General features: G+C 68.9%; 15 protein-coding genes. 8 read left to right on the top strand and 7 right to left on the bottom strand.

The window, feature by feature from the left end:
- Positions 1–22: 22 nt before the first annotated feature.
- Both LPB142_RS04400 and LPB142_RS04395 read left to right on the top strand, forming a co-directional pair.
- The gene (locus LPB142_RS04400) at positions 23–1777 is read left to right on the top strand and encodes an OmpA family protein (protein WP_071165631.1); all 1755 of its coding nucleotides are present in this window, start codon (positions 23–25) and stop codon (positions 1775–1777) included.
- A gap of 213 nt (positions 1778–1990) precedes the next feature.
- Positions 1991–3274, top strand: a complete 1284-nt coding sequence (locus LPB142_RS04395; protein ID WP_071165630.1) for an NAD(P)/FAD-dependent oxidoreductase — start codon at positions 1991–1993, stop codon at positions 3272–3274.
- A gap of 184 nt (positions 3275–3458) precedes the next feature.
- Here the strand turns inward: LPB142_RS04395 and LPB142_RS04390 are convergent, their stop codons facing one another.
- Complete coding sequence (locus tag LPB142_RS04390; RefSeq protein ID WP_071165629.1) at positions 3459–4976, bottom strand: pyruvate kinase; 1518 nt, start codon at positions 4974–4976, stop codon at positions 3459–3461.
- Between the two features lie 189 nt (positions 4977–5165).
- On the opposite strand from LPB142_RS04390, the gene LPB142_RS04385 reads away from it, so the two are divergent.
- Both LPB142_RS04385 and ptsP read left to right on the top strand, forming a co-directional pair.
- Complete coding sequence (locus tag LPB142_RS04385; RefSeq protein ID WP_071167122.1) at positions 5166–6428, top strand: aspartate kinase; 1263 nt, start codon at positions 5166–5168, stop codon at positions 6426–6428.
- Between the two features lie 39 nt (positions 6429–6467).
- Positions 6468–8708: a phosphoenolpyruvate--protein phosphotransferase gene (gene ptsP / locus LPB142_RS04380; RefSeq protein WP_071165628.1), complete on the top strand. Its 2241-nt coding sequence runs from the start codon at positions 6468–6470 to the stop codon at positions 8706–8708.
- A 123-nt stretch (positions 8709–8831) separates the two neighbouring features.
- On the opposite strand, the gene LPB142_RS04375 is transcribed toward ptsP, so the two are convergent.
- Both LPB142_RS04375 and LPB142_RS04370 read right to left on the bottom strand, forming a co-directional pair.
- The gene (locus tag LPB142_RS04375; protein WP_068766017.1) at positions 8832–9584 is read right to left on the bottom strand and encodes an EcsC family protein; all 753 of its coding nucleotides are present in this window, start codon (positions 9582–9584) and stop codon (positions 8832–8834) included.
- A 32-nt stretch (positions 9585–9616) separates the two neighbouring features.
- Positions 9617–10102, bottom strand: a complete 486-nt coding sequence (locus tag LPB142_RS04370) for a GNAT family N-acetyltransferase (protein ID WP_068766018.1) — start codon at positions 10100–10102, stop codon at positions 9617–9619.
- A 76-nt stretch (positions 10103–10178) separates the two neighbouring features.
- On the opposite strand from LPB142_RS04370, the gene LPB142_RS04365 reads away from it, so the two are divergent.
- The 3 genes from LPB142_RS04365 (at position 10179) to LPB142_RS04355 (ending at position 12250) form a co-directional block, all read left to right on the top strand.
- Positions 10179–10778 carry a flavin reductase family protein gene (locus tag LPB142_RS04365; RefSeq protein ID WP_068766019.1) on the top strand — a complete coding sequence of 200 codons (600 nt, stop codon included), beginning with the start codon at positions 10179–10181 and terminating at the stop codon, positions 10776–10778.
- 64 nt (positions 10779–10842) lie between these two features.
- Positions 10843–11715, top strand: a complete 873-nt coding sequence (locus LPB142_RS04360) for an S-methyl-5'-thioadenosine phosphorylase (RefSeq protein WP_068766020.1) — start codon at positions 10843–10845, stop codon at positions 11713–11715.
- Between the two features lie 4 nt (positions 11716–11719).
- Positions 11720–12250, top strand: a complete 531-nt coding sequence (locus tag LPB142_RS04355) for an adenine phosphoribosyltransferase (RefSeq protein WP_071165627.1) — start codon at positions 11720–11722, stop codon at positions 12248–12250.
- Positions 12251–12397: 147 nt separating this feature from the next.
- On the opposite strand, the gene LPB142_RS04350 is transcribed toward LPB142_RS04355, so the two are convergent.
- Genes LPB142_RS04350 through thrC form a run of 4 tightly spaced genes read right to left on the bottom strand, consistent with a single transcriptional unit; the run spans position 12398 to position 17093 of the window.
- Positions 12398–13801, bottom strand: coding sequence for an FAD-binding oxidoreductase (locus LPB142_RS04350; RefSeq protein ID WP_071165626.1), 1404 nt, complete (start codon positions 13799–13801; stop codon positions 12398–12400).
- Between the two features lie 60 nt (positions 13802–13861).
- Positions 13862–14446: a GNAT family N-acetyltransferase gene (locus LPB142_RS04345; protein WP_068766023.1), complete on the bottom strand. Its 585-nt coding sequence runs from the start codon at positions 14444–14446 to the stop codon at positions 13862–13864.
- The gene (locus tag LPB142_RS04340) at positions 14446–15654 is read right to left on the bottom strand and encodes a M16 family metallopeptidase (protein WP_068766050.1); all 1209 of its coding nucleotides are present in this window, start codon (positions 15652–15654) and stop codon (positions 14446–14448) included. Before LPB142_RS04340 ends, LPB142_RS04345 begins: the two co-directional genes overlap by 1 nt.
- Before the next feature lie 47 nt (positions 15655–15701).
- The gene (thrC, locus tag LPB142_RS04335) at positions 15702–17093 is read right to left on the bottom strand and encodes a threonine synthase (protein ID WP_071165625.1); all 1392 of its coding nucleotides are present in this window, start codon (positions 17091–17093) and stop codon (positions 15702–15704) included.
- A gap of 147 nt (positions 17094–17240) precedes the next feature.
- Here thrC and tldD point away from each other — a divergent pair, with 147 nt between their 5' ends.
- Positions 17241–18662, top strand: coding sequence for a metalloprotease TldD (gene tldD / locus LPB142_RS04330; RefSeq protein ID WP_071165624.1), 1422 nt, complete (start codon positions 17241–17243; stop codon positions 18660–18662).
- Positions 18663–18816: the final 154 nt, after the last annotated feature.

Here is an 18816-nt window from a genome sequence, read left to right as displayed (position 1 = left end):
CGCCGCCAAGAGGGAGACCCCGATGAAACGCTTCAAGACCACCACCGCGCTCGTGGCGGGCCTTGCCACCCTGGCGCCGAGCTTTGCCCCCGCCCAGGGGCTGGCCACGGCCGCCTGCATCACCCAGAAAACCGCCGCGGGCGCGAGCCCCGAGGAGGCACGCGCCGCCTGCATGGGGGGCGGCGGGGCGGGCGGCGGGGCGGCCGAGACGGGCCGCGCCAAGGCCCCCGCGGCGTCCGAAGCCGCGCCTGCCCCCGAAGCCGCGCCCGAGGCGCAGCCCGAGAGCCCCGCGCGGAAGGTGAAAGAGCCGAAACCCGCGAAGACCGCCCCGGAAGCGGCCCCCACCCTCGCCCCCGAGGCCGCCCCCGCAGCCGGGGCTGAGCCCACGGTGGAGAGCGCCCCGGCCCCCGAGGCCGCGCCCGCGCAGGCGCCCGCCGCCGAGGAGCCCAAGCCCAAGAAGAAACCGAAGGCCGAGCCTGCCGCCGAGCCGGTGACCGCCGCGCCGACCGCGCCCGAGGCGCCGGCCGCGACCGCCGAACCCGCCCCCGAGGCAGCCCCCGCCCCGCAGACCGATGTCGAGGCGCTGCGCGCCCGTCTGGGCGGCGGCGAGGCGGCCCCCGCCCCGACCCGCAGCCCCGCTGAGGCCGAGAGCGTCCAGCAGCTCGAGACCGCGATCGAGGCCGCGGGCGCGGCCGAGACCGGCGCACCGGTGGCCAATGCCGCGCTCGAGGCCGGCACCGAGGCGGGCGCCGAGGCCCCCGCCGGCGCCACCGTCACCGAGGAGGTGATCACCGAGGAGACCGCGCGCAGCTCGGGCGAGGATTTCGGCTCGACGATCGCCACCACCGCGGCGCCCGCCGTCCCCGCGCCCCAACCCACCGCCAAGACCAAGGACAAGGGCCTCTCCGATGTCGAGAAGCTCGCGATCCTCGGGCTCGGCGCGCTCGCGGTCGGCACGCTTTTGACCAACGGCAGCGAGGTCGCGGCGAATTCGGGCGACCGGATCGTGGTGCAAAACCCCGACGGCACCTATCAGGTGATCAAGGACGACAATGCGCTCCTGCGTCAGCCGGGCTCGACGATGAGCACGCAGACCTTCCCCGATGGCTCGAGCCGCACGGTCTCGACCAAGGCCGATGGCACGCAGATCATCACCGTCTATGACGCCCAGCGCCGGATCGTGCAGCGCACGCGCATCGACCCGGACGGGCGGCGTTATGTCCTGATCGACGATGCGCAAGGCGCGGCGCCCGTGCAGGTCTCGACGCTGCCGCGCGCGAGCCTTGTCGCAGAGAGCACCGATGCCGAGGCGCTGGCGGCGGCGCTGGCGCGCGAGAGCGGCGCGGATCGGCGCTTCACGCTGGCGCAGGTGCGCCAGATCGCCCAGGTGCGCGCGCTCGCGCCGGCGGTGGCGGTGGAGAATGTGACCTTCGCCACCGGCTCCGCGGCGATCGCGCCCGAACAGGCGCGCCGCCTCGCCGCCCTTGGCGACACGATCCGCGCCGAGATCGCCCGCAACCCGCGCGAGATCTTCCTGATCGAGGGCCATACCGATGCGGTGGGCGATGCCGCCTACAACCTCGCGCTCTCGGACCGGCGGGCGGAATCGCTCGCGCTCGCGCTGAGCGAATATTTCGCGGTGCCGGCGGAGAACCTCGTCGTGCAGGGCTATGGCGAGCAGTTCCTCAAGGTCGACACCCAGGGCGCCTCGGAGGCCAACCGCCGGGTGAGCGTGCGCCGGATCACCGATCTGCTGCAGACGGCCTCGGCGCAGTAATCGCCCCCTCCCCGCTCTCGAAAGGCGCCCCCCCGGGGCGCCTTTTTGCGTTGGGCGCTTTTTTATTCGCTCTCACGGGAAATGACCTGAATCATTGTGCTTGACACAAGGCGCCTTCATATTCAGCTATGCGAATGAATACTGTCTGGTATGCAGACGTATACGAGACCGGAGGCGACCCACAATCGGGGCGACAGGGAGAGGGAGAGAGGAATGGCACATATCGTGGTGATCGGCGCGGGCCTTGGCGGCGCCATCATGGCTTACGAGCTGCGGGATTCGGTCCGCAAGGAAGACAAGATCACCGTCATCACCAAGGATCCGAAGTATCACTTCGTGCCGTCGAACCCCTGGGTCGCCGTCGGCTGGCGGGACCGGGAGGATATCACCGTCGACCTCGCGCCGACGATGAAGAAGAAGGGGATCGAGTTCATCCCGGTCGCGGCCGAGAAGCTCTACCCGGAGGAAAACCGCGTCCAGCTCGTCGATGGCCAGTCGATCAGCTATGATTATGCGGTGATCGCGACCGGCCCCGAGCTCGCCTTCGACGAGATCGAGGGCTTTGGCCCGGAGGGCTATACCCAGTCGATCTGCCACGTCGATCACGCCGAACATGCGCGCGATGTGTTCGAGAAATTCTGCAAGAACCCCGGCCCGATCATCATCGGCGCGGTGCAGGGCGCGAGCTGCTACGGCCCGGCCTATGAATTCACCTTCATCCTCGACACCGCGCTGCGCCGGCTCAAGATCCGCGATCAGGTGCCTATGACCTTCGTGACCTCGGAGCCCTATGTGGGCCATCTCGGGCTCGACGGGGTGGGCGACACCAAGGGCTTGCTCGAATCGAACATGCGCAACCGGCATATCAAGTTCATGACCTCCTGCCGGGTGAAGAAGGTCGAGGACGGCAAGATGGTCGTCGAGGAGATCGCCGAGGATGGCTCGGTGAAGGCCGAGAAGGAGCTGCCCTTCGGCTATGCGATGATGCTGCCGGCGTTCCGCGGCATTCCGGCGGTGTCGGGGATCGAGGGGCTGTCGAACCCGCGCGGCTTCACCATCGTCGACAAATATCAGCGCAACCCGAAGTATCAAAACATCTTCGCGGTCGGGGTCTGTGTCGCGATCCCGCCGATGGCGCCGACGCCGGTGCCCTGTGGCGTGCCCAAGACCGGCTTCATGATCGAGAGCATGGTGACCGCGACCGCCCATAACATCGGCAACCTCGTGCGCGGCGGCCAGCCCGACGAGGTCGGCACCTGGAACGCGGTCTGTCTGGCCGATTTCGGCGATCAGGGCATCGCGTTCGTCGCCCAGCCGCAGATCCCGCCGCGCAATGTCAACTGGTCGGCGCAGGGCAAATGGGTGCATTGGGCCAAGGAGGGGTTCGAGCGCTACTTCATGCACAAGCTGCGCAAGGGCACCTCGGAGACCTTCTACGAGCGGATCGCGATGAAAGCGCTCGGCATCGACAAGCTGAAGGCCACGAAAAAGGGCTGATCCCCGGGAGAGGAGGCGCGCGGGCCACGCGCGCTTGCGGGGACAGGTCCGCTGCGGCGGGCCGGGGCGGGCGCAAGCCCGCCTTTCCTTTTGGTGCCCGCCCGCCGGCCCCCAAAGGGAAAGGGCGGCCCCCCGGACCGCCCCCGGCGCCCCCTCAGGCCGCGCCCCCTCGCCCGATCCCCCCTCAGAGATCGTGCCAGAGCCCGAGCGCCCCGAGCCGGGGCGATTTCTTGTTGGAATGGCGGTCCATCCGCATCAGCACATCGCGCAGCACCGCCACCCCCTCGGCCAGATGCGGGCCCTTGTTGAGCATCACGCATTCCGCCCGCTGGCTCATCGCGGCATCGGTCATCTCGGCGCGGCTCGCCTGCCCCTCCTTGACCAGCCCCTCGAGCACCTGCGTCGCCCAGACCACCGGCACCTCGGCCGCCTCGCAGAGCCACAAGATCTCCTCCTGGATCTCGGTGAGCCGCTCGAAGCCGATCTCGACGGCGAGATCGCCGCGCGCGATCATCACGCCGACCGGCATCCGCCCGCCCGCCTCGACGATCAGCCCCGGCAGGTTGCGCAGGCCGAGCGGCGTCTCGATCTTGAGCATCAGCGCGGGCCAGTCCTGCGGCGGCCGGCCCGGCATCCGCTCCTCGATCGCGGCGAAGAGCGCGCGCAGATCAGCGCCGCTCTGCACGAAGCTGAAGCCGATGATATCGGCATGGCGCAGCGCGAAATCGAGCGCGCCGAGGTCGTCCTCGGTCAGCGCGGGCACCCGCAGATCGACGCCGGGCAGGTTCACGCCCTTCTCGGGGCGGATCCGCGCGCCCTTGCCGGGCGTCGAGGTCACCTCGCAGCTCACCCGCCCCGGCACGACCTCGGTCACGCGCGCGCGCAGCTTGCCGTCGTTGATCCAGACCGCCGCCCCCTCGGCCATCGCCGCCATCAGCGCCGGGTGGCTCAGCGTCGCCTGCACCCGGTCGTGCTTGCGCGCCTTCTTGCGGCCCGGCGCGAGCGTCTCGACGAAATCGAAGCTCTCGCCGACCTGCAGGCGCACATCCGCGCCATGCGCCGCCTCGATGCGCAGCTTCGGGCCCGCCAGATCGACCTGCACCGGCACCCGCCGGCCGAGCTCGGCGCCGATCCGGCGCGCATGCCCGATCATCGCGGCCCAGGCCTCGGGGCCGTCATGGGCGGAGTTGATGCGGAGACAATCGGCCCCCGCGGCGAGCAGCGCGCCGATCAACTCGGGCCCCTCGGCCGCGTCGGAGGGCAGCGTCACCATGACGCGGGTCGCCGGCGCGCCGCGGCGCGCGCCGAAGAGATGATCGCGCCGCGCCGCAAGCCGCGCGGGCCCGGCGGCGAAGATCTCGACGGGCGGATATTCCGCCGCGCCCTCGCCCCCGATCAGCGCGAGCGAGGCCAGAACCGCATCGACCGAGGCGCGCACATGGCTTTCCGCGCGGCCCAGCGAGCTCAACCCCAGCGAGGCCAAGGGCGCCTGAAACGGCACCAGATCGCCCCGCCGCAGCGCCAGATAATCGGCCAGATTGCGCGCCGAGGCCATGAACTCGGGCCGCAGGATCAGCGCATCCCAATGTTCGAGCGTCTCGCCCGCGCGCCGCGCCATATCGCCCCGCAACACCTCGAGCGCCCGATACAGCCCCCGCGCCTGCGCCCGCCGCTCGCGGGCCTCCACCTCGGCCAGACTCATTCGCTCCTCCCTGCGCGCAACCCATGCGCGACCGCTACGCGGCCCATGCAACATAAACGTGACGCGCCCGTGACAGCGAGGTTACGTTCCGTCGCACCCCGCCCGCCGCGCCCTCTTGCATGCGCGCCCCCCTTGCGTTAGCTGGGGCAGGATTTTGGCCGGCTTGGCCGGCGCTTCAGGGGGGGTATGATGCCGCTTCTCGTCATGAAATTCGGCGGCACTTCGGTTGCCGATCTCGACCGCATCAAGAACGCGGCCGAGAAGGTCAAACGCGAGGTTGAACGGGGCTATGACGTGATCGTCATCGTCTCGGCCATGTCGGGCAAGACCAATGAGCTCGTCGGCTGGGTCGAACAGACCTCGCCGCTCTATGACGCGCGCGAATATGACGCGGTCGTGGCCTCGGGCGAGAATGTCACCGCCGGGCTGATGGCGCTGCGCCTGCAGGAGATGGATGTCCCCGCGCGCAGCTGGCAGGGCTGGCAAGTGCCGATCAACACCACCTCGGCGCATAGCTCGGCGCGGTTCGTCTCGATCCCGCGCACCAATATCGACGCGAAATTCGCCGAAGGGATGAAGGTCGCGGTGGTTGCGGGCTTCCAGGGACTCTCGGCCGAGGGCCGGATCACCACGCTCGGCCGCGGCGGCTCGGACACGACCGCGGTGGCCTTCGCCGCCGCCTTCGGCGCGGAGCGCTGCGACATCTACACCGATGTGGACGGCGTCTACACCACCGACCCGCGGATCTCGTCGAAAGCGCGCAAGCTCGACAAGATCGCGTTTGAGGAAATGCTCGAACTCGCCTCGCTCGGCGCGAAAGTGCTGCAAACCCGCTCGGTCGAGCTGGCGATGCGTTACAATGTGCGCCTGCGGGTGCTGTCGTCCTTCGAGGACACCGACGAAAATTCTGGCACGCTTGTGTGCGGGGAGGAAGAAATCATGGAATCGAAAGTCGTCTCGGGCGTCGCCTATTCGCGCGATGAAGCCAAGATCACCCTCTTCACCATCGAAGACCGCCCCGGCGTCGCGCAGGCGATCTTCGGGCCGCTCTCGGATGCGGGCGTGAATGTCGACATGATCGTGCAGAACATCTCCGAGAAGGATTATGACGACAGCCACCCGGGCGCCGTCACCGACATGACCTTCTCCTGCCCGATCAACCAGGTCGCCCGCGCCAAGAAGGCGCTCGAGGAGGCCAAGGCCGCCGGGCTGATCAAATATGACGAGCTGATCATCGACACCGAGGTCGCCAAGGTCTCGGTCGTGGGGATCGGCATGCGCAGCCATGCCGGTGTCGCAGCGACCATGTTCAAGGCGCTCGCGGCCGAAAACGTCAATATCAAGGTCATCTCGACGTCGGAGATCAAGATTTCGGTGCTGATCGACCGGAAATATATGGAACTGGCCGTGCAGGCCCTCCATGATGCCTTTGAGCTGGAAAAATCGGCCTGATCCTGTCAGGCCCAGAGGGAGCGAGGCTGGGCAAGCGCGATGGGACTCCGCCGTGACAGCGACAGCCGCAGCCTGCTGCGGCGTCTGCGCGATACTCTGGCCACCCCGGGCGGTGGCCAGGATCGGCTCGACAAGATCACCCATCTGATCGCGGATTCGATGGGCACCCAGGTGTGCTCGATCTATCTGTTCCGCGACCGCGAGACGCTCGAACTTTGCGCCACCGAGGGGCTCAACCCCGAATCGGTCCACCAGACGCGGATGCGGCTCGGTGAGGGCCTCGTCGGGCGCGTGGCGCGGGCGGGCGCGCCGGTCAACACCGGCAACGCCCCCGCCGAGCCCGGCTTCCGCTACATGCCCGAGACCGGCGAAGAGATCTATTCGAGCTTCCTCGGCGTGCCGATTCAACGGGTTGGCGAGAAGCTCGGCGTGCTCGTCGTGCAGTCGCGCGAGGCGCGCGAATTCTCCGACGACGAGGTCTACGGGCTCGAGGTCGTTGCGATGGTGCTCGCCGAGATGACCGAACTGGGCGCCTTCACCGGCGAGGGCAACGGCATCGGCGCGACGCATCGCTTCCCGGTCCTGTTCCGCGGCGCGACCGGCCAGGAGGGCGCGGCGGAGGGGCATGTCTGGCTCCATGAGCCGCGGGTGGTGGTGACCAACCCGGTCGGCGACGACCCGGAGACCGAGACGCGGCGCCTCGAGGAGGCGGTGGTGCAGCTGCAGGCGCAGATCGACGAGATGCTCGAGACCGCCGCGACCGCCGACAAGGAACAGCGCCAGGTTCTCGAGACCTACAAGATGTTCGCCCATTCGCGCGGCTGGCTGCGGCGGATGCAGGAAGATATCGGGCTCGGGCTCTCGGCCGAGGCCGCGGTCGAGAAGGAGCAATCCACCGCCCGCGCGCGGCTCGAGCAATCGCCCGACCCTTACCTGCGCGAGCGGCTCAACGACCTCGACGACCTGTCGAACCGGCTGTTGCGGCTCCTGACCGGCCAGGGCAAGGATACCGGCGCCGAGCTGCCGCCCGACCCGGTGCTGGTGGCGCGCAATATCGGCCCGGCGGAGCTTCTGGAATATGGCCGCGCGCTCAAGGGCGTGGTGCTCGAGGAAGGCTCGGTGGGCAGCCATGCCGCGATCGTGGCGCGCGCGCTGTCGATCCCGCTGGTGATCCATGCGAGCCGGATCACCGCCGAGGCGCTCAACGGCGATCCGATCCTCGTCGACGGCGATCAGGGGATCGTGCACCTGCGCCCCGAGGATACCGTGGCCGCGGCCTTCCGCGACAAGATCGCGATGCAGGCCGAGGCGCAAAAGCGCTACGCCGATCTGCGCGAGCTGCCGGCCGAGGACCGCTCGGGGCGGGTGATCCGGCTGATGATGAACGCCGGGCTGATGGCCGATCTACCCTCGCTCACCGGGTCGGGCGCCGATGGCGTGGGCCTCTTCCGCACCGAGCTGCAATTCCTGATCCGCTCGCGGGTGCCGCGCCGGGCCGAGCTCGCCGCGCTTTACAAACGCGTCATGGATGCGGCGGGCGAAAAGCGCGTGCAGTTCCGCACCCTCGACATCGGCTCGGACAAGGTCCTGCCCTATATGAAGCCGCAAGACGAGCCGAACCCGGCGATGGGCTGGCGCGCGATCCGGGTCGGGCTCGACAAGCCGGGCGTGCTTCGGATGCAACTCCAGGCGCTGGTGCGCGCCGCCGAGGGCCGGCCGCTCTCGGTGATGTTCCCGTTCATCGCGACGCCGGAGGAGTTCTACACCGCCCGCGAGAGCCTCTTGCACGAGGTCGAGCGCGAGGCGAGCATGGGCCGCCCGGTGCCTGCGGATCTCAAGATCGGCGCGATGCTCGAGACCCCCTCGCTCGCCTTCGCGCCCGACAGTTTCTTCGAGACCTGCGATTTCATCTCGATCGGCGGCAATGACCTCAAGCAGTTCTTCTTCGCGGCCGACCGCGAGAATGAGCGCGTGCGGCGCCGCTATGACACGCTCGACACCTCGTTTTTGACCTTCATCGAGAAGATCGTGGCGCGCTGTGCGGCGCATGACACGCAGCTGAGCTTTTGCGGCGAGGATGCCGGGCGGCCGGTCGAGGCGCTGACCTTCGCGGCGCTCGGGCTCAAGACGCTGAGCATGCGCCCGGCCTCGATCGGGCCGGTCAAGCATCTGATCCGGCGGGCAAATCTCGCGGAACTGCGGGAGGTGATCCTGGCGGAGCGATCGGCTGGGGCGCAAAGCGTGCGGCCAGCGGTGATGCATTATCTCGCGGGCCTCTGAACCCGCCGCCCGCCCGGCCCAAGCGTCGGATTCGCGTATTTGTGCCAAGAAGAAGCGACAGGGGTTTCTTCTTGGTAAAAATACGCAAGCAACCGTGCCGCGGGCGCCGCGCCGGGCAGGGGCTCAGCCGAGCCGGGCGACGAGTTCCTCGCGCAGCATCCCCTCATCGAGGGCGCGATCGCGCGCGAGCGCCTTCAGCCCGAAATGGACATGGGCGATTTCCTGATAATAGCTGGTGAAGGCGTAGTTCACCGCCGCCCCCGCCACCGCGCCGAGGATCGGGGCCGCTTGCGCTGCGAGTTTCTGGCCGAGCACCGCGGCGAACCGTGGCGCGACCTTGGAGATCAGCCCGTGCAGCGCCGGCCCGGTCAGCGTCACCCGCGCCGAGAGGAAGCCCAGATCGGTGCCGTCATCGCGGCTCAGCGGCCCCGCCGAGGCGAAGACGCGCAGACATTCGAGCCGGATCTCGTCGCTTGCCGGGTCGAAGCCATGCTCGGCGGCGATGCCCTGGATCGCGCGCAGGAGCATCGTGACGGTGAAGGGCAGCTCGGCCAGCGCACCAGGCAGGCCGCCGACGCCCCCCGCCACGCCCATCGCAACGGTCAGCGTGCGGTTCACCCAATCGGGGCGGTCGGCGACCGCGCCGCGCGAGCGATGCGCTGCGTCGAAGGCAAGTTCGAGCGCGCGCGCCGTGGCGCCTTCGAGCCCGTCGCGCACCGGCCCGGGCAGTTTCGCGACCAGCCCCTCGGCCGAGCCGCCGACCAGCGCGATCACCTGCATGCCCACGCCCCCCGCCGCACGGTGGCGCCGCGCGAGCGCGTCGATCTCCGAGAGGGCGAGCGGGTCTTTCAGCGGCGGCAGGATCTCGGGGGTCATCGGTGTCTCCGGGTTACCCGCCCCATATGGGGTCAGGGAACGGCTTTTTCCACAGGGCCGCGCACGCCCTCCCAGGCGCCCGGTTGCAGCTCGAGCGCGAGCACCCGGTCGGGGTTGGTGGGCGGCGGCATGATCACGCCCTCGATCTTGGTGAAGCCAAAGCGGCGGTAATAGGGCTCGTCGCCGACGAGCAGCACCCGCTCCCAGCCGAGCTTGCGCGCCTCGCTCAGGCTTTCATGCATCAAGATCCCGCCGAGGCCCTCGCCCTGCCGCGTCGGGTGCACCGCGACGGGCCCGAGCAGTAGCACCCGCCGCCCGCCGACCTTCACCGGCCAGTAGCGGATCACCGCCGCCAGCACCCCATCTTCGCGCAGCGTCAGGCACAGCGGATGGACCTTCTCCACCCCGTCGCGCAGCCGGTAGGAGGAGAGCGCCGTGCGCCCGGGCGCGAAGCAAAGGTCGTAAAGCGCCTCCACCTCCCACCAATCGGCCTCGGTCTCTTCCTCGAGCTGATACACGCGCGCGCCTTTCCGAATCTCTCTTCAAACGCGCCTAACACGCGATAATGTCAGGTTCAAATCAAAGGAATGACCGATGTTCTATCGTCCGGCCGAGGGCCATGGCCTGCCCCATAACCCGTTCAACGCGATCGTCGCGCCGCGGCCGATCGCCTGGGTCGGCACGCGCGGCGCGCAGGGCGACAACCTCGCGCCCTATTCGTTTTTCAACGCCGTCGCCTATACCCCGCCGCAGGTGATCTTCGCCTCGACCTCGGCCAAACCCGACCGCGCCGGCACCAAGGATTCGGTCGCGCAGATCCGCGAAAGCGGGGTGTTTTCGATCTCGCTGGTGCCGCTTGCGATGATCGGGGCGATGAACGCGACGAGCGCGCCGCTCGCGGCGGGGGAGGATGAATTCGCCGCCGCCGGGGTCGCGAAGGCCGCCTGCGAGACGATCGATTGCCCTCGCGTGGCGGAGAGCTACGCGAGCCTCGAGTGCCGGCTCGTGCAGATCACGCCGCTTCTGGGGGAGGCGAATTTTCTCGTCCATGGCGAGGTGACGGGAGTGCATATCCGCCCCGATTGCCTGACTGAGGGGCGTTTTGCGCCGCCCGAACGGCTGGCGCGGCTGGGGTATCGCGATTATGGCGCGCTCACCGATCTCTTCGAGCTCGAGCGCCCGCCCGGCGGCTGAGCCCCCTTTCCTCCCCCGCCCCGCGGGCCTAAGCTCGGCCCCGCAACAGCGGTGGAGCGCACAGATGGACCGGATGATCGGGGTGATTGGCGGCTCGGGGATCTATGAGATCGCGGGGCTTTCGGAGGCGAGCTGGCAGCGGCTCGAGACACCCTTCGGCGCGCCTTCGGATGAGATCCTGACGGGCTTTCTCGACGGGATCCGCATGGCCTTCCTGCCCCGCCACGGCCGCGGCCATGTCCATACCCCGACAACCGTGCCCTACCGCGCCAATATCGCCGCGATGAAGATGATCGGGGTGACCGATCTGGTCGCGGTCTCGGCGGTGGGCTCGCTCAGGGAGGCCTATGCGCCGGGCGATTTTGTCGTTGTCGATCAATACATTGACCGCACCTTCGCGCGGGAGAAGACGTTCTTTGGCGAGGGGATGGTGGGCCATGTGCCCTTCGCCCACCCGACCTGCGCGCGCCTCTCCGAGGTCTGCACGGCGGCGGGGCGGGGGCTGGGGCTCACGCTGCACACGGGCGGCACCTATGTCGCGATGGAGGGGCCGCAGTTCTCGACGCTGGCCGAGAGCCGGCTTTACCGGAGCTGGGGGGCGGATGTGATCGGCATGACCGGCATGCCCGAGGCCAAGCTCGCCCGCGAGGCGGAGCTTTGCTATGCCTGCGTCGCGATGGTCACCGATTATGATTGCTGGCACCCCGATCATGACGCGGTTGACGTCGCGCAAGTCGTTGCCACGGCGATGAAAAATGCCGACAAGGCGCGGGCTTTGGTGGCGGCTCTGCCGGGGCTCTTGCAAGACGGGGCGGCGCCCTGCCCCTGCGGCTGTTCGCGCGCGCTCGATGGCGCGATCATGACCGCGCCGGGCAAGCGCTCGGCCGAGATGGCCGCCCGCCTCGCCCCCATCATGGCCCGCGTTCTAAAAGGCTAAGCCCATGAAAACCGTAAAAGATTACATCCGCACCATTGCCGATTTCCCGCATGAGGGGATCTTGTTTCGCGATGTGACCACGCTCTTTGCCGACCCGCGCGGCTTCCGCATGGCGGTCGATCAGATGCTGCACCCCTGGGCGGGGGCGCAGATCGACAAGATCGTCGGCCTCGAGGCGCGCGGCTTCATCCTCGGCGGCGCGATCGCGCATCAGCTCTCGAAGGGCTTCGTGCCGATCCGCAAGAAGGGCAAGCTGCCGGGGCAGACGATCAGCCAGGCCTACAAGCTCGAATATGGCGAGGCGATCATGGAGATGCATGAGGATGCGATCCAGCCGGGCGAGAAGGTGTTGATCGTCGATGATCTGCTGGCCACCGGGGGCACCTGCGGCGCGGGGATCAAGCTGATCGAGCGGCTGGGCGGCGAGATCGTCGGCTGCTCCTTCATCGTCGACCTGCCCGAGCTTGGCGGGCGCAAGTTGCTGGCGGAGATGGGCGTGCCGGTCTCGGTCCTGTGCGAATTCGAGGGGCTTTGAGACAATTCCGCGCAATTGGTTAGCGGCGGTAACCTGATCTTAACCCGACTCAGCGCATACCGGGCGGGCAAGATGGTTCGGCTGCTTGCAAACACGTGAACCAGATGCAAGGCGCCTCGCCCCGTCCCGGGCGGGGCGCCTTCCCATTCAGCCCCGCAAGACCGCGCCCGGGTTCAGAATCCCCCGCGGGTCCAGCGCGGCTTTCACCGCGCGCATCATGCTCAGCTTGGCCGGGTCCGCGTAGCGCTCCAGATCGCCGGTCTTGAGCCGCCCGATGCCATGCTCGGCCGAGACCGAGCCGTTGAAGCCCCCCACCACGAGATCATGCACCGCGCGCTTCACCGCCTCGCGCCGGTCGTCATACTCCGCGCGCGCCCGCCCCGGCGCGGGGAAGACGTTGTAATGCAGATTGCCGTCGCCGACATGGCCGAAACAGTTGATCCGAAAATCCCCCATCTCGCGCAGCATCTCGGTCGCCTCGGCTACAAATTGCGGGATATCGGCGACCGGCACCGAGATATCGTGGCTCGAGATCGCGCCGATCCGCCGGTTGGCGACCGGCAGGCTCTCGCGCAGCGCCCAGATCTGCGCCGCCTGCGCCCCCGATTGCGCGACCACCGCGTCGCTCACAAGCTCCCCCGCCGCCGCGAACAGATCGGCAAAAGCGGCCTCGACCGCCATCCCCGCAGGCAGGCCGAGCTCGATCAGCACCATCCAGTCGGGGTCCACGGCGAAGGGGAAATGCACCTCCGGCCCAACCTCGCGCAAGAACCCGAGCCCCTGCCGCGCGATCAACTCGAAGGCCGAGACGCAGCCCGCGAACCGCTCCTGCGCGAGGCCAAGGAGCGCCACCGCCGCCGCCGGGCTCGGCACCGCAAAAACCGCCACCCCCTCGACCGCGGGCGGCTCGAAAAGCCGCAACGCGGCCGCGGTGATCACGCCCAGCGTCCCCTCCGCCCCGATCAAAAGGTCGCGCAGATCATAGCCGGTGTTGTCCTTCCTGAGCCGCGTCAGCCCGTTCCAGACCGTGCCATCGGCCAGCACCGCCTCCACCCCCAGACACAGCGCGCGCGCATTGCCATAGCGCAGCACATGCACGCCCCCCGCATTCGTCGCCAGACAGCCGCCGATCTGCGCCGTGCCCTGGCTCGCGAGCGTCAGCGGAAACCGCCGCCCGACCGCGGCCGCATGGTCCTGCACCGCCTGCAAGCTCGCCCCCGCCCCGATCACCAGGCTCTGCGCATCAATCGCGCGCAGCCCCGCCATCCGCTCGAGGCTCAGGATCACCGGCGCCGGCCCCTCGGGCGCGATCTGCCCGCTGACGAGCCCGGTGCCGCCGCCATAGGGCACCACCCCCACCCCCGCCCCGTGACAGGCGCGCAACAGCCCCGCCACCTGCGCCGTCTCGGAGGGCTTCGCCAAGACCCCGCCCTGGCCGAAAAACCGCCCCCGCGGCTCCTCGAGATAGCGCGCCTCGACCGGCCCGAGCCAGAGCCCCGGCACCGCCGCCGCGAGCTCCGCCCCAAACTCCGCATCCGCCGCTCTCAGCATCCCGCTCTCCTTCAACGATGTCCAAATATCCCGGGGGAGGCGCAGCCGGGGGCGGAGCCCCTAACCCGCATCGGTCCGGCCGCGCCGGTCGGCCCGCAGATTGGAATAGAGCACATGATTGCGCCACCGCCCGTTGATCTGCAAATAGGCCTGCGCCACGCCCTCGTATTTGAAGCCGGATTTCTCCAAAACCCCACGCGAGGCGGCGTTTTCGGGCAGGCAGGCGGCCTCCAGCCGGCTCAGATCGAGCGCGCCGAACGCATGGGTCACCACCGCGCCGATCGCCTCGCGCATGAACCCCTGGCGGGCGTAACGCGCGCCGATCCAATAGCCCAGCGTGCCGGCCTGCGCCGGGCCGCGGCGGATCGAATCGAGCGTGATCGCGCCGATCACCCGCCCCTCGGCCTTCGAGATCAGAAACAGCGGCAGCGCCGTGCCCGCGGCCTCGGCGCGCGCGGCCCAATAGACGCGGTTGGTGAAGGCCTTGCGGCTGAGATGATCCGCCGACCAGGCGGGCTCCCAGGGCACCAGAAAGGCGCGGCTTTCGTCGCGCAGCACCGCCCAATCGCGGTAATCGGCGTGCTGCGGCAGCCGCAGCACCATCCGCGCGGTCTCGAGCTGCGGCTTGCGGCGCCGCCCGAGCATCAGGCCGCGAGCCTCGCGCGCAACGCCTCGAGCTCGGGCGCGGCCCCGACCGGCCCGTAAAGCGCGAGCGCCGTCTTCGCGCCCCCCGCCAGCCGCCCGGCATAATCGCGCACCGCCTCGCGGGTCACCGCATCGATGCGCGCCGACACTTCCTCGAGCCCCGGCACCCGGCCATAGATCGCAAGGTTGCGCGCCATCCGCTCGGCGCGGCTCGAGGCGCCCTCGAGCCCCATCAGCATCCCCGCCTTCATCTGCGCGCGCGCCCGCGCGACCTCGGCCTCGCTCATGTCATCGGCGGCGCGTTTGAGCTCGTCGATGGTCAGCCCCGCGAGCGCGGCGATCTCATCCTCGGAGGTGCCGGCATAGACCGTGACCATGCCGGTATCCTCATAGGCGCCGGCCTGCGCGAAGATCGTGTAGCACAGCCCCCGCTCCTCGCGGATCTTCTGGAACAGCCGCGAGGACATGCCGCCGCCCATCGCGGTCGCATAGACCTGCGCGGTATAGAGATCGGCGTCGCCATAGGCCGGCCCTTCGAGCGCGAGCGCAAAATGCGCCTGTTCGAGATCCTTGATCTCGCGCCGCTCCGAGCCCGACCAGAGCGCGCCCTCCTGCCCCGGCTGGATCACCGCCGAGAGCCCGCCGAAGATCGCCTCGGCCTGGCGCACGATCGTGTCGTGATCGACCGCGCCGGCCGCGGCGAGGATCATCTGGCCCGGCCCGTAATGCTCGCCCACGAAGCGCGACAGATCCTCGCGCCCGAACCTCGCGACCTTTTCCGAGGGGCCGAGGATCGTCCGCCCCATCGGCTGATCGGGATAGGCGGCCTCTTGCAGCCAGTCGAAGATGATGTCGTCGGGCGTGTCGAGCGCCTGGCCGATCTCTTGCAAGATCACGCCGCGTTCGACCTCGATCTCGCGCTGATCGAAGACCGGGTTGAGCACGATATCGGAGATCACATCGAGCGCGAGCGGCACATCGGCGCCCAGAACCCGCGCGTAATAGGCGGTCATCTCGCGCGAGGTATAGGCGTTGATATAGCCGCCGACATCCTCGATCGCCTCGGCGATCTGCAGCGCGCTGCGGGTCTTGGTGCCCTTGAAGGCCATATGTTCGAGGAAATGCGCGATGCCGTTTTGCTCGGGGCGCTCATTGCGCCCGCCGGCCATCACCCAGACCCCGATGGTGGCCGAGGCAAGCCCCGGCATGTTTTCGGTAATGATCCGCAGCCCGTTCGAGAGCGTCGTGATTTCAATCACTTGCGGCGCCTTTCCTGAATCAGCGCTTCGAGAGCGGCAAGGTCGTTGGGCACCCGCGTCACGCGTTCGGGGCGCTCGAAAAGGTCGGCCATCCGCGGCGGCAGGCCGGGGCGCAGCCCGGTCGCGGCCTCGACCGCATCGGGGAATTTCGCCGGATGCGCGGTGGCGAGCGTGATCATCGGCACCGGCGGCGCCGCATGGGCCGCGCCCACCCGCACGCCCACCGCCGAATGGGGGCACAAAAGCTCGCCCGAGCGGGCAAGCTCATCCGTGATGGTGGCCGAGGTCTCCTCCTCCGAAACGCGGCCCGAGGCATAGGTCTCGCGCAGGGCCTCCAGCGCGCCCTGGCTGACCGCGAAGCCGCCCTTGGTCTTGAGCTCGTCCATGAGCTGCGCGACCGCCGCCCCGTCGCGGCCATAGGCCCAAAACAGCGCGCGCTCGAAATTCGAGGAGATCTGGATATCCATCGAGGGCGAGATCGAGGGTTTCACCCCGTCCATCTCATAGCGCCCCGTGGTCAGGCAGCGGTGCAAGATGTCGTTCTGGTTGGTCGCGATCACCAGCCGCTCGATCGGCAGGCCCATTTCGCGCGCGATGAAGCCCGCGAAGATATCGCCGAAATTGCCGGTGGGCACGGTGAAGCTGACCTTGCGATGGGGCGCGCCGAGCGCCACCGCGGCGGTGAAATAATAGACCACCTGCGCCAGCACCCGCGCCCAGTTGATCGAATTGACCCCGGCGAGGCCCACGTCATCGCGGAACTCGAAGTGGTTGAACATGTCCTTCAGGCGGTTCTGGCAATCGTCGAAGGTGCCGTCGAGGGCGAGCGCATGGACGTTCGCCTCGGCGGGCGTGGTCATCTGGCGGCGCTGCACCTCGCTCACGCGGCCATGCGGGAACAGGATGAAGACATCGACGTTCTCGAGCCCGCGGAAGGCCTCGATCGCGGCCGAGCCGGTATCGCCCGAGGTCGCGCCGACGATGGTGATCCGCCGCCCCTCGCGCGCCAGCGCGATCTGGAAGAGCTGGCCGATGATCTGCATCGCGAAATCCTTGAACGCGAGCGTCGGGCCGTGGAAGAGCTCGAGGAGGAAGTGCCCCGCGTCGAGCTCGACGAGGGGGGCGCGGGCGATATGGCCAAAGCCCTCATAGGCGCGCGCGATGGCGCCGCGCAGCTCGGTCTCGGTGAAGCTTTCCGCCACAAAAGGCGCCATCACCCGATAGGCGACCTCTTCATAGCTCAGCCCCGCGAGGCCCGCGATCTCGTCCACGGTGAGGGTCGGCACGGTCTGGGGCACATAGAGCCCGCCATCACGGGCGAGGCCCGTCAGCATCGCCTCGGCGAAGGTCAGCTCGGGGGCCTGGCCCCGGGTCGAGATATAGCGCATCGGTCATCCTCGGAACTTTTGCCCCCCTCTACGCCATCGCCCGGGCGCTGTCACCCCACCGCGGGGGGCCGCGCGCGCGAAAAGCCGTGCTTTCCTTCGCCACCGGGCGCGTTATGTTCTGCGCCAAGCCACAGGAAAGGAACCGCCATGTCCGAAGACCGTTTCGCCCCCTTCGAGACCCAGATCGACGAGCAAGCCGCGCTCGCCACGTTGCGCGCGGCGACGGCGGGGGCGGAGGATGGCGAGCTCTTCCTCGAGCGGCGCCGCTCGGAGGCGCTGGTCTTCGATGACGGGCGGGTGAAGACGGCGTCTTACGACGCGGCGGAGGGCTTTGGCCTGCGCGCGGTGAAGGGCGAGGTCGCGGGCTATGCCCATTCGACCGAGATCTCGGAAAGCGCGCTCAAACGCGCGGCGGAGACCGCGCGGCTTGCGGTGGGCGATGGCGGCGGGGTGATGGCGCCGCCCCCGCCCGGCACCAACCGCCATCTCTATACCGACGCCGATCCGATGACCGACGCGCCCTTCGCGGCCAAGATCGACATCCTGCGCGAGATCGACGCCTTCGCGCGCGGCCTCGACAAGCGCGTGGTGCAGGTCGCGGCCTCGATGGCGGCGAGCCTGCAGGAGGTGTTCATCCTGCGCCCCGAGGGCGGGCTTGTCAGCGATATCCGCCCGATGGCGCGGCTCAACATCTCGGTCATCGTCGAGGAAAACGGCCGGCGCGAAAGCGGCAGCCATGGCGGCGGCGGGCGGTTCGGGCTCGCGGGGCTGATCGAGCCCGCCCATTGGCAGCCCGTCGCGCGCGAGGCGCTGCGCATCGCGCTCGTCAATCTCGTGGCCGAGCCCTGCCCCGCGGGGCAGTTCGATGTGGTGCTCGGGCCGGGCTGGCCGGGCGTGCTCCTCCATGAGGCGGTGGGCCACGGGCTCGAGGGCGATTTCAACCGCAAGAAAACCTCCGCCTTCGCCGGGCTGATGGGGCAACAGGTCGCCGCGAAGGGCGTCACCGTGCTCGATGACGGCACGATCCCCGACCGGCGCGGCTCGATCACCATCGACGACGAGGGCACACCCTCGGGGCGCAATGTGCTGATCGAGGACGGGGTGCTGGTGGGCTACATGCAAGACCGCCAGAACGCCCGGCTGATGGGCGTGGCGCCCACCGGCAACGGTCGGCGCGAGAGCTACGCCCATGCGCCGATGCCGCGGATGACCAACACCTACATGCTGGGCGGCGAGACCGACCCGAAGGCGATCCTCGCCGATCTCGCCGACGGGATCTATGCGGTGGGCTTTGGCGGCGGCCAGGTCGATATCACCAACGGCAAGTTCGTCTTCAACTGCACCGAGGCCTATCGGGTGAAGAACGGCCTCGTCGGCGCGCCGGTGAAGGGCGCCACGCTGATCGGCGACGGGCCGACCGCGATGCGCCAGATCCGCGCGATCGGCAATGACATGGCGCTCGACCCGGGCGTGGGCAATTGCGGCAAGGCGGGGCAATGGGTGCCGGTGGGGGTCGGCCAGCCGACGCTTCTGATCGGCGGGCTGACGGTCGGCGGCGCCGCCGCCTGAGCCCGTTTCAACGATGTCAAAATATCCCGGGGAGGCCGAGGCACAGCCTCGGCCGGGGCGGAGCCCCCGCGCCCGCGGAAAGACCTGCGCTTTTTCATCGAATTTCTCGAAAATTTTTGGAAATAGCCCACGAATCTCGGATTCGGTAACCACT

Source organism: Rhodobacter xanthinilyticus (assembly GCF_001856665.1).
GTDB classification, from domain to species: domain Bacteria; phylum Pseudomonadota; class Alphaproteobacteria; order Rhodobacterales; family Rhodobacteraceae; genus Rhodobacter; species Rhodobacter xanthinilyticus.
The sequence above is the reverse complement of the archived record's forward strand: the minus strand, read 5'-3'. Positions and strand labels throughout refer to the sequence as shown.